Source organism: Acetobacter tropicalis (assembly GCF_001580915.1).
GTDB classification, from domain to species: Bacteria; Pseudomonadota; Alphaproteobacteria; order Acetobacterales; family Acetobacteraceae; genus Acetobacter; species Acetobacter tropicalis.
On sequence record NZ_LHZQ01000148.1, the window covers coordinates 1 to 10,457 of the forward strand.

Below are 10,457 nucleotides of genomic sequence, written 5' to 3' on the forward strand. Positions count from 1 at the left end.
TCATAAAATCAACAAGGCGTCTCACTCCGGAAGCTTACGGTTTATTTTCGAGTGAGATATGTCTGCTTTATGGAAAATTTTTAGCGAGCTTTGCGACTGACATGTAGGCGTTAGCAGAAACTCCGCTTAGCGCATGGCAAGGAGACACGCATTTTTCTCCTGCTGAACTGCCTGTCCGCTCAGTAATATGATGGCAGTCGGCCTTCATGCCCGACATTAAGGCTCATGGGACTATTTTCAAGAACGGACACTTTACCGGCATGCAACTTTGTCATGCTACTGTTCGTGAGAGCATTTGTTCTCCCAGGCGGCGAGTGGCAGATCATTCAGTTCGCGTCGTATCTCTCTCCAGCGAGGCATTTCCCGATCAAGGACTGCTGTGAAGCGGTCATCATGCTTGGGCGAGATCAGATGCGCGAGTTCATGAACGATGACGTAGTCGAGCATCCGTTCAGGCTTCTTTGCCAGTTCTGCATTCAGCCAGATTATCCGTTTGTCCGGATTGCAGCTTCCCCACTTGGTTTTCATCGGGCGTATCCCCCATTTCGTAGGTAATACATTCATCCGCCCGGCCCAAATATCTATGCGAGACTCAGCCTGCCGTCTCAGTTCGGCTTTCAGCCATGCATCCATCCAGCGACGCAGTTGCTTGGTCTCGCTGTCTCTGGGCACTTTCACGACCAAGCGGTCGTTCCTGTGACGAGAAATCCGGTGGACCTGCTTTTCCCATTCCAGAACCTCAAGCCTGAGGGGCCTCCCGAAAAGAAAGTGCGTCTCGCCCGATACAAAGCAACGGGGAGATTGACGCTCCTGTTCTCTGAACTGGGCCTGTTTGCGTTTAATCCAAGGCATTCTGGTCAGAACAGAAAGCCTTATCGCATCCGCACTTAAATGGTCGGGAGCAGCAACCCGAATCCGTCCCTCGGGAGGGTAACATCCGATATGAAGATTCTTGATCTTCTTACGCACAATCTCGACGTCAATGGCGCCGATCTGTGCAAACTCAGTATTCATTCTGGTTCTTCAGGATTTCAAAAATTTGTTCCACGATAGCGGGATCATCCAGAACCTGTTCCAGACACCGCCGGACCCTTCGTTCTCTCATGTTGTTGCCGCGCCACCCGAAGGGTGCCGTTTCCCGGACGGCCCGATCGACTTTCAGAGTAAGCGCTTCATCATTGCCGAGGTTATCAAACAAAGCCTTCTGACCCATGCTCGTGATCGAGGCTGGATAGTCCTTGCCATGTCCGGCTTTCGCATCGCGCACCAGAGCTGCGATCCGTTCGAGATATTCCGCGTATTCAATAGCTTCGTCACGTCGCTGACGGATCAGGTCGGTCAGAAGATCTGATATCCTCTCATAGAACCGCGGATTCACCGGGGTCTCTTCGATAATCAGCTTGCGAACATTGTTCTCAATCGCTTCGGCAACATTTTCATGCTTCCGTTTCGACACGGATGGCAAAGCGTTCACCGCGTCAGCACCCTTGCTTTCGACCAGATCGATCAGGCTGAGATCGTCGAGATGCGAAACCACTTCGGAATCATCTGCTCGAATGTAATTGTCGATCAGATAGCGCATCGCGGGCTCGTAGAGCTTCATGTCCACAGCATCCCCACTGTGGAGGCGGACAGCGTCCCTGATCCCGATGGCGCGTTCGACTTCACGACGGATTTCGTCGAGTTCCAGTTCGTTAAAGCTGGAGTCTTCAGGTTCGACAGCGATGTTGCCATAGGCTCGCGCGAAACGACCGGAGATCTTATAGAGCGCCTGACGTCGCCGTGCCTTTTCCTCGGCATCCGGATCGTTGTCGATGCCTTGAGGACTTGAAAAGTAAGCGTAAATTTCATTGTCGGATTTCGGTTGTTCGACACCGTCCATAAGCCCGAACCAGGCATCGCGAGCAGTACGCAGATCCTCGTCAGCCTGTTCAGCGCGGTTGGTGATCAGTCCCTCGACATCTTCCTTATCGAATGCATCAAAAGCTTCCGATGTGTAGTCATCCACGGCACTCTCGATGTTCCGGAACAGATCCTTGTAGTCGACGATGTAGCCGAAATCCTTGTCATCCCCATCCAGGCGGTTCACGCGGCAGATCGCCTGAAAGAGCCCATGATCGCGCATCTGTTTGTCGATATAGATGTAAGTAGCCGTTGGAGCATCGAAGCCAGTCAGAAGACGGCTGACAACGATCAGCAGTTTCATGCGGCCCGGTTCTTTCTTAAACAGCCGCAGCGCTTCTTTCTCGTAATCCTCTTCCGAGGTCGTACCGAGAAGGTCTGTGTAGACCCGGTGAACATACTGCTTTTCAGTCTCGCCCATTCCGGTCTCTTCGCCGGTGAGCTCCGGGGCCGCCCGCTTGTAAGAGGTCACAATGGCGCATTTTTCAGCGAGCACCGAACCCGAATTCCGGAATATCTCAAAGAACTTGCAGGCTTCAGGAATTGATCCTGCCACAAGCATGGCATTGCCCATACCCGCTTTAAGGCGCGGTTTCATCTCCATATCGAGGATAATGTCATTGGCAATCTGATCCAACCGTGAGCGGCTCGACAGAACGCGCTGCAGTGTACCCCAGCGTTGCTTTAAGGTTGCTTTAGCGACGGGAGTCAGTCCCCTGGTCCTAGCCTCGAACCAGGCATCAATTTTGGTGGGGGCGCTGATCCTCTGGTCAATGTCCCGTGCCTCATAGCGCAGATCCAGTACCACCCGATCCGCAACAGCTTCATCGAACCGATAAGGCTTGCCGATATAGGGACCGAACGTCTCAAGCGAGGTTTCCTTGTCCGACCGCAGCAACGGTGTACCCGTGAAACCGATAAACATGGCGTTTGGCAGCACCTGCCGCATGGCGCGGGCCAGTTTGCCCGACTGGGTACGGTGCGCCTCATCAATGAAGACATAGAAATCGCCGACCGGAGCGCCGATCTTTGCACTCTGGATGTCCGCCACCATATCAGCCAGTTCGCCTTCCTCGCGCTTGCCGAATTTGTGGATCAGTGAGCAAATCACACGATCAGTCGGATCCGCCAGCGCCGCCATCAGATCATTTCCAGATCGCGCGCGGCGTACCTTGTCCCCGGTGTTGCCAAACACCTCCTTGATCTGACCATCCAGTTCCCTACGGTCTGTCACAATCAGAATGCGCGCATCAGGCAGCGTTTCTCTGATCCAGCGGGCCAGCATCACCATAATCAGGCTCTTGCCCGAGCCTTGTGTCTGCCAGATGATTCCGCCCTCATGGGCGCGTACTCGCTCCTGCGCGGCCTTCACTCCGAAATACTGGTTCGGCCGCGCGATCTTCTTGATACCTGCATCAAACAGGGTGAAGTCGTGCATCAGTTCCAGAAAACGGGCCGGGACCATCATCTGGGTAACATCTCGGTCGAGCGGACCGGTGATCGCGCGCTCCTCCTTCCACGCCAGCCAGTAGGGCTGTGGCGTCTGGATCGGGGCATAACGCAATCCCTCGCTGTCATTCCCGGCGAAAGTGATCTGCACGGTGGTGAAGAAATGCCGGATAAATTCAGGCCGCTGGTTATCCAGCGTCTGACGAATACCTTCGCCCACACTTACAGTCGATTTCTTCAGTTCCACCACGCCGAGCGCAATACCGTTAACGTAGAGCACCAGATCGGGACGCTTGTTCCAGGCTCTGGCGTCCTTGCCTTTAATTGATACTTCTTCAGCGACACCGAGATCATTGGCAGTCGGATCAACCCAGTTGATGAAACGGACGGTGATCGGAGCCTCACCTGGACCAGGCACGATGGCCACACCGTAACGGAGCAACTCATAGAAGCTCTGATTGGCCTCGTAGAGCTTTGTGCCTTCCATTCGCGCCTCGCGCTCAAGGCGCGCAATGGCCTGCGTGACAACATCGGGCGCATAACCGCGTTTGAGGAGCCAGGGGCGCAGCAGTTCCGTCTCGATGTTGGCGTTGCCCTCCCGTTTCTGCCAGTTATCAAGGTAACGCCAACCTAGGCCACCAATGTTGCCGGATTTATCCCCGCAAAGCAGGTCGATGACCCGGTTCTGGGCCTTACGTTCTGCTTCGCCAATGGTGCTCATGAGGAAATCTCCGTATCTTGAAAATGTGTTCTTTTGAAAAATATCGTCAGACCAACCTGATCCGTCCGGTCAGTAGGTTCTGCATCATGCCTTCTTTTATAGCCCGCGCCTTTTCCAGACGAGTTTCGAGAGCTTGGATTTCAGAATTCATGTCATTCAGAATACCTGCGATTGCAATTTGCTCATTAGTGCTGGAGGGTACACAAACGTGATATTTACGGAGTTGGCTCATTCCAATTTCCAAGAATGTACTTCCTGAGCAAAGCTCAATGAATCCAATTTTCTGAGCGCTGAGTAAGTAGAATAAGAAATCCCGATCTATTCCTGGTCGAGGAATAAAATTTTTAAATCCTTGGTTGGTCGACATCGGGGTCATCGCAATAGCACACTCCCCAATAGTTGCTCTGCTTGTCATCACAATAGTGCCTGCTGGCAGAAGTTCAGCCGCTGATTTTCGCAATCCCAATTCAGTAATGTGCCGGGAAGTCTGCGAGAGAAAGCGATTACTTTTCAATGCCGTGATATCAGTCGGTGTGCACCATGCGATGTTTCCATCCCACAATTCTAAGTTGGTCGTGCTTGGAGTGCCTCCTGAACGGATCTCTGCAAGTTCAGGAAGAACCTTCTTTACCCACGGGTCCGAAAACCCCGGAAGGCGACGACGCTCGGGGTTTAAGAGTTCCTGCATCGCACCCTGCTTGATGAGCCGCTTCTTAGCGATCAACCGCTCCAGCCCCTCAATCAGCGCATCCGCATCCGAAAGCGCCTCGGCAATGGCTTTTTGTTCAAGCTTGCCGGGAAGTGCGACTTTGATCTTTGAAAGGCTCTGCTGACCGATGTTCGCTCGAATGCCGCCTTGGCCCGCCGCTATGATCTGCTCGCGGACAATCTTGGACCGCAGTCCATACCCGGCGAAAACCGGGTCAAGTGCATCTGAGATTGGCTTGCCTCGAAGCACGAAGCCGCCGAAGAGAATGGGTTCGTCATCAAGATACACAGACGCCAACCCAACTTCCTCTTGAGTTTCAGAGGTCCGGTTGAACAGAAGATCGCCTTTCTGCACAAGGTAGCGATTGGTTTCCGATACCGAGGTGATGACACGACCAGGGATCATGTTAGCGAAAAGATGACTGTGAGTAATGACTTCTAAAACATTTGCGAACCGCAAGCCGCGTCCATAAGCAGATTTGTCGCTGTTGAGCCCATTCTGAAACTTCATCAGTTGACTCAATTGAACAAGAGACCAGCCTTTAGGAAGGTTTGTTCCAGTAGGCATTACGCAAATCCCATTGCGCATAGGTGATCGCTAACCTTGCTGTCGAATTTGCGGCAACTATCCACTATCTCTGGCAGCGTGTGGCTATATCGCGCAGTCAGCACCCGTACCCGCGCAGTTAGTTGCTCCGTCCGCGCCACGATTTCGGTATCGACCAGTTTAGCAATGTCGGTCAGCCATTTGTCATCTATGACCAGCGTACGAATCTCATCTTCGGTCAATTCGGAGTATTTCTTAAACGTAGCTTCGGTTAGCGCCTCTTCAGCCTCTTTGCAGGCTTTTTTCGCAGCGGTCTCAGCCGTCATCAGCTTCGCCACCTTTTTCAGAAGCTTTAATTCTTCTGGCTCGACTGTGGGGTCCTTCATGCGTGCCTTGACCGAGGCTGTGGTCAGCTTGTCTGCCTCGGTCAGCGCATCGGCCAGAAGGCCGCCTTCAGCTCCATGTTCTTCGACCAGTTCTTCGATTGCACGTCCCAGATCCTCGGCCTTTGCCTGTGCGTCATCAATGGCCTGCTGCAAGTCGGGGAAAAAGCGGGCAATGATCAGCCGGGGCGGAATCACATCGGCCACGAGACGCACCCTGTTCACAGTCAGATCGGCCTCTTCCAGCCATTTAACCTTGCCCTTATCATCAGTCTCTTTCCGGGCCTCCCGCAGTTCTTTTGCTGCTTGCCAGCTGTCCTGAGTAATAATGAAGACATCGTCCTGCATGGTATCGGCCCAGTAGGACATGAGCCGCTGATAGGCTTCATACGGGTCGATCAACGGTGCCTCGGCAAAGCGGCTCAGCATGTCCTCGGCGATGGTATGGATCAGGCTTTTGGGCTTATCATCGACCTGTATCTTGTCCATCAGTGGCGCATTCGCCTCAGTCCAGCCATCAAGAATGGTGTGGATACAGGTCTGGAAGGCCGAAAACTCGGGGTGGTTGCGAATGGTGGAGCGGACCTCCTCGGGTTCGACCAGGGGATCAGAATAACCCGGACGCGAGTTCGGTCCGAAGAGCGTGCTGCGGAGACCGGGCATCACCTTCCAGAACTCCGAGAGTCCATCGATATCGCGGTTCGGAACACCTCCCTTCAGGTGCGCCTCAATGTCCTGCAGATCTTCGGGGTCGGGGTTGGGGATATAGCGCGGGATATTCAGGTTGAAATCATTACGGACGATTTTAGTGTAAGGAATGAGACGGGAATAGCCGCAAATCTTTGCCTGTCGAGTATAGGCATCGATAATCTTATGAATATCACGCTCACGCAGGCGATTCTTGTTGCCGTCTTTAATGAAACAGCGAGAAGCGTCGATCATGAAAACCGGACGCTTGGCACAAGCCTCGGATTTGTCGAGTACGATGATCGATGCAGGAATACCGGTGCCATAGAAGAGATTGGCCGGTAGTCCGATGATCGCCTTGATATAGCCGCGCTTGAGGATCTTCTCTCGCAGTTCGGCTTCCTTGTTTCCACGGAAAAGCACGCCATGAGGCAGAATCACTGCTCCGGAACCGGTGGATTTCATGGAACTGAGAACATGCAGAAGGAACGCAAAGTCACCATTTTTTTCTGGTGGCATGCCGAGATCGAACCGTCCGAACTCCTTATCGCCGGTCAGTCCCGAACGCCAGGCTTTGGTAGAGAAAGGCGGGTTGGCTACGACGAAGTCGAAGGTCAGAAGCCTTGTCTCATCCTTGGGATCCGTGAACTGCGGTTCAGCCATGACATCGCCTTGAGCGATCTCGGCATCCTCGCGCCCGTGCATGATCATGTTCATCTTGGCGAGGCCGCGGGTCGTGATATCAAATTCCTGACCGTAGATGGTCAGGTCGACACTGGCGGCATCGGCGGCCTTGAGCAACAGAGAGCCTGAACCGCATGTAGGATCATAGACGGTCTGCTTCGGGCTGGTGGCGCGGTTGACGCCAGCGACGGCAGCAACAACGCGCGAAACCTCGGCTGGCGTGTAGAACTGCCCCTTGCTCTTGCCAGATTCAGCCGCAAAGTTCCGCATGAGATATTCGTAAGCGTCACCCAAAATGTCATCGCCGTCGGCACGATTGCGGCTGAAATTCAGTTCCTCACGGCTGAAGATATCGATGAGCGAGGTCAACGTATTGACCATCTTCGCACCGCGCCCGAATTTTTCGGTATCATTGAAATAGGCGCGATCAATAACGTTTTTGAGGTCGTTTGCCTCAGCGATGCCGGCAATGGCTTTGTCGATACCTTCACCTATATCCTTAGTACCGCGTAATTTGCGGATATCGTCAAAGGAGCAACCTTTGGGGACTTCGATCAGCGCATCTGGTTGGCCAGCCCGGTCGGAAACATATTTCACGAACAGGAGGGTCAGGATGTAGTCTTTGTAGAGCGAAGCATCCATACCGCCCCGCAGCTGGTCGCAGCTATCCCACAGGGACCGGTAAATATCGCTCTTTTTGATTGCCATGGTGTTCCAGATCTTCGTCAGTCAGCTTCAGGTATCCCGTCGTGCGAGACACTTTCGAGTTTACCGCCTTATTGTGACATGGAACATAGCCGATCTGACAATGTATGAATAAGCGCCGCCAAGACATGCATTGGCCAGTCGCTTTCCAAGCGTAAATCATGCCAGAAATTACCCGACCGTCCGTTTTTCAATTAAAGGAGACTTTCTGCCCCTCCGTCCGACTCCCCATTCCATCGCGGAGAGGGGAACCCCTCACCCTCACTCACAGCCTCCCGATCTCCCGGCATATCTGCAACAGCCCTGCCATCCTCTGCTGAAGCACGGCGCCGAGGACCATCACTCCCTCCAGCAACCTGGCTCCCTCACTATCAGCCTTCAGGCTTTCCAGCCGCCCGCGCAGCAAGGCGTGCTCGATTTCGATCAGACGCAGCACGTCGTGCAGCCCGGCATGGAGGTCCTCAAGACCGGGAGTATGTGCGGGCGGTGGCAGGAGCGGATCTTCAGGCATGATAATCCCTTCGACAGAACGCCGTTTCTGTGCGAGGATCTGACCATGATGAGTGACGGGTCCCGCAACATTACGATTCACACAACTACGCTTTTCCGACTTACATATCAAGCGGGAAACCGTATAACATCCTCATTTTGTGATGAGGACAGAATACGTGGCACGCAAACGCAGACAGAAGCGCACGCTCATGGATGAACAGATCCGCCTGATGCGCGAGCGTGGCGAGCGTCTCCGTGAAGCTGCCCAGAGCATCGGCATCACCCATGCCGCAAAGGCGGCTGGCGTCCCCTATACAACCCTGCGGGATTATATGAACGGCGGAGAAATGAAGTTCTCCGCCATCTCCTCACTGGCCCGCGTCTGTGGCGTCTCTCTGGACTGGCTGGCCTTTGGCAACGGCACCGGTCCCGGAACTGACAGTCCGGACGGAACAGCCAGCACCACCCGGCAGATCGTCATTCCCTGGCACGACAATCACGAGGACGGCCTGCGGGTCGGACGCGACTGGCTGCAGAGCGCCATCCCGCGTGATCTTTCGGCCCTCTGCCTGATGACCAGCGAGGGCGATGCGATGGAGCCCACGCTGGCCTCAGGCGACCTGGTGATCGTCGACCGCAGTGTGACAACCGTCACGGCCAGCGCCCTCTATGCGCTGGAAAGCAGCGGCACGCTGATGATCCGGCGCCTCGATCCCCGTCTGGGTGGTGGTGTGCGGGTCATAGCCGACAACCACCGCTACCCGCCACAGGATATCGAAGAAAACAGACTGGACTGCTTCCGGCTTCTGGGCGAAGTTGTGTGGACCGGTGGCGTGCCCAGACCGTAATGGTCTGGCTTTAAACGACCGGCGAAAAGCCAATTGTCATGAAATACGATATTTCGTATTGACGCCAGGCGATATCTCGTAAATTATCTCTCCCATCAGGCACGCAGGGGCGGCGCTTTCCGCCCTTCTGCCATAGGGAGGTCATGATGGTGTCTCTGTCAGTTTTCGATCGCATACCCTGTCGGATCGCGTCGTTCAGCGTGCTTCCTGTCCGTTATGGCGCAGGAGCATCCTGATATGCTGCTTCTGACAGCCCTTGTCTTCGTCGGCGTGGTGGGCGGGATCCTCCTGCTGGTGTACCTGAATAAAATCTGCGACTGGCTCGTCACGCGTGATGTCCTCTCTCCGAGCCTCATCATGCTCTGCACCTATCTGGCGTGCATGTTTCTGTTCCACCGTCATGACTGACCGGGAGAGCACGATGCCCCTCAATGACACCATTCTGCAGGCCGGTGAGAGCAGCGTCGATAAAAAGGCTGCCCGTCTTGCCGCCTATGAAGAAGAATATGGCGCGGAAGAAGCCGCAAACCGCAAGGAACTTCGTGACATGACGTTGTTCTGTGCCTGTGTCTGCGCCCTCTGCGGGATCGTCATATCGATCCCCTTTCATCCGGTCATCGTGTTCTGTTTCGGGCTTGCCGCGTGGGTCTATCCCCGCAGGCCGATGCTGGAAAAATGCAGGACCGCAGAAGAACGGCGGAAGTTCTACGGGATCGACTGAATATGACCGATTCAGAAACCCCTTTACTGACGAAATCAAATAAAGCCGCCTGAATACAGTCGGTGAGACAGAAGAATATCCGACTGTCTTCAATAGCTGATCTTTCCATCATCTCACAAAAAAGGAAAATGCCTCCATGTCCTCACGCTCGCTCAAAATGCTCGGCGGTGCTGTTTCCCTGACAGCCATGATCCTGCTGTCCGGCTGCGCCACGGAAGGCAACGAAAGCCTCAAGAACGAAACAGTGACTTCCATCGACCAGAAGATTCAGGATGGTGTCACGACAAAAGCCCAGATCCGGGCCCTGTTCGGCGATCCCCGTGAAAGCTCGTTTACCGACAGCGGCCACGAACAGTGGCGCTACTCCTTCACCAACGCCTCATCGGACGCGGCGAACTTCATTCCGCTGTATGGCGATCTCCATCAGGGCACACATGGCACCGAGAAAACCCTGACCATTCTCTTTAACGGTGACGTCGTCTGGCATCACACGATGAATGCCTCGGCGGTCAAAACCGGAAGCGGCGTCTTCTGAGCCCGTATCCGGCCTTTCGGATGCCGGGTGACATCTGCTTCCCTGAAGGGTTTCGGGCGCCGCGAGGCGTACGAA

General features: G+C 54.4%; 9 protein-coding genes. 4 read left to right on the plus strand and 5 right to left on the minus strand.

Annotated elements, in window-relative coordinates; all coding sequences use genetic code 11:
• Positions 1–276: 276 nt before the first annotated feature.
• The 5 genes from AD944_RS02160 to AD944_RS02180 all read right to left on the minus strand — a co-directional run bounded on the left by AD944_RS02160 (position 277) and on the right by AD944_RS02180 (position 8,378).
• Positions 277–1,014 carry a M48 family metallopeptidase gene (locus AD944_RS02160; protein ID WP_045543304.1) on the minus strand — a complete coding sequence of 246 codons (738 nt, stop codon included), beginning with the start codon at positions 1,012–1,014 and terminating at the stop codon, positions 277–279.
• On the minus strand, positions 1,004–4,072 hold the full coding sequence (locus AD944_RS02165) for a type I restriction endonuclease subunit R (RefSeq protein ID WP_045543305.1): 3,069 nt from the start codon (positions 4,070–4,072) through the stop codon (positions 1,004–1,006). The genes AD944_RS02160 and AD944_RS02165 overlap by 11 nt, the downstream gene beginning before the upstream one ends.
• Positions 4,073–4,118: 46 nt before the next feature.
• Positions 4,119–5,369, minus strand: coding sequence for a restriction endonuclease subunit S (locus AD944_RS02170; protein ID WP_082741323.1), 1,251 nt, complete (start codon positions 5,367–5,369; stop codon positions 4,119–4,121).
• Positions 5,348–7,789 (minus strand): type I restriction-modification system subunit M, encoded by a 2,442-nt coding sequence (locus AD944_RS02175; RefSeq protein WP_045543306.1) that lies wholly within the window; start codon positions 7,787–7,789, stop codon positions 5,348–5,350. Before AD944_RS02175 ends, AD944_RS02170 begins: the two co-directional genes overlap by 22 nt.
• 262 nt (positions 7,790–8,051) lie before the next feature.
• Entirely contained in the window at positions 8,052–8,378 is a 327-nt protein-coding gene (locus AD944_RS02180; protein ID WP_236709303.1) for a hypothetical protein, read from the minus strand.
• 109 nt (positions 8,379–8,487) lie between these two features.
• On the opposite strand from AD944_RS02180, the gene AD944_RS02185 reads away from it, so the two are divergent.
• The 4 genes from AD944_RS02185 to AD944_RS02195 all read left to right on the plus strand — a co-directional run bounded on the left by AD944_RS02185 (position 8,488) and on the right by AD944_RS02195 (position 10,382).
• On the plus strand, positions 8,488–9,126 hold the full coding sequence (locus tag AD944_RS02185; protein WP_179946506.1) for a LexA family transcriptional regulator: 639 nt from the start codon (positions 8,488–8,490) through the stop codon (positions 9,124–9,126).
• 237 nt (positions 9,127–9,363) lie between these two features.
• Positions 9,364–9,534, plus strand: a complete 171-nt coding sequence (locus tag AD944_RS16985) for a hypothetical protein (RefSeq protein WP_169794938.1) — start codon at positions 9,364–9,366, stop codon at positions 9,532–9,534.
• Between the two features lie 13 nt (positions 9,535–9,547).
• On the plus strand, positions 9,548–9,847 hold the full coding sequence (locus tag AD944_RS02190; RefSeq protein WP_045543309.1) for a hypothetical protein: 300 nt from the start codon (positions 9,548–9,550) through the stop codon (positions 9,845–9,847).
• Positions 9,848–9,983: 136 nt separating this feature from the next.
• Positions 9,984–10,382 carry a lipoprotein gene (locus AD944_RS02195; protein WP_045543310.1) on the plus strand — a complete coding sequence of 133 codons (399 nt, stop codon included), beginning with the start codon at positions 9,984–9,986 and terminating at the stop codon, positions 10,380–10,382.
• The last annotated feature ends 75 nt before the right edge of the window (positions 10,383–10,457 follow it).

Excerpts from the sequence above, each read along its gene's own strand:
- AD944_RS02160 (WP_045543304.1), bottom strand. The coding sequence starts at position 1,014 with ATGAATACTGAGTTTGCACAGATCGGCGCCATTGACGTCGAGATTGTG.
- AD944_RS02190 (WP_045543309.1), top strand. The coding sequence starts at position 9,548 with ATGCCCCTCAATGACACCATTCTGCAGGCCGGTGAGAGCAGCGTCGAT.
- AD944_RS16985 (WP_169794938.1), top strand. The coding sequence starts at position 9,364 with ATGCTGCTTCTGACAGCCCTTGTCTTCGTCGGCGTGGTGGGCGGGATC.
- AD944_RS02175 (WP_045543306.1), bottom strand. The coding sequence starts at position 7,789 with ATGGCAATCAAAAAGAGCGATATTTACCGGTCCCTGTGGGATAGCTGC.
- AD944_RS02165 (WP_045543305.1), bottom strand. The coding sequence starts at position 4,072 with ATGAGCACCATTGGCGAAGCAGAACGTAAGGCCCAGAACCGGGTCATC.
- AD944_RS02170 (WP_082741323.1), bottom strand. The coding sequence starts at position 5,369 with ATGCGCAATGGGATTTGCGTAATGCCTACTGGAACAAACCTTCCTAAA.
- AD944_RS02185 (WP_179946506.1), top strand. The coding sequence starts at position 8,488 with ATGGATGAACAGATCCGCCTGATGCGCGAGCGTGGCGAGCGTCTCCGT.
- AD944_RS02195 (WP_045543310.1), top strand. The coding sequence starts at position 9,984 with ATGTCCTCACGCTCGCTCAAAATGCTCGGCGGTGCTGTTTCCCTGACA.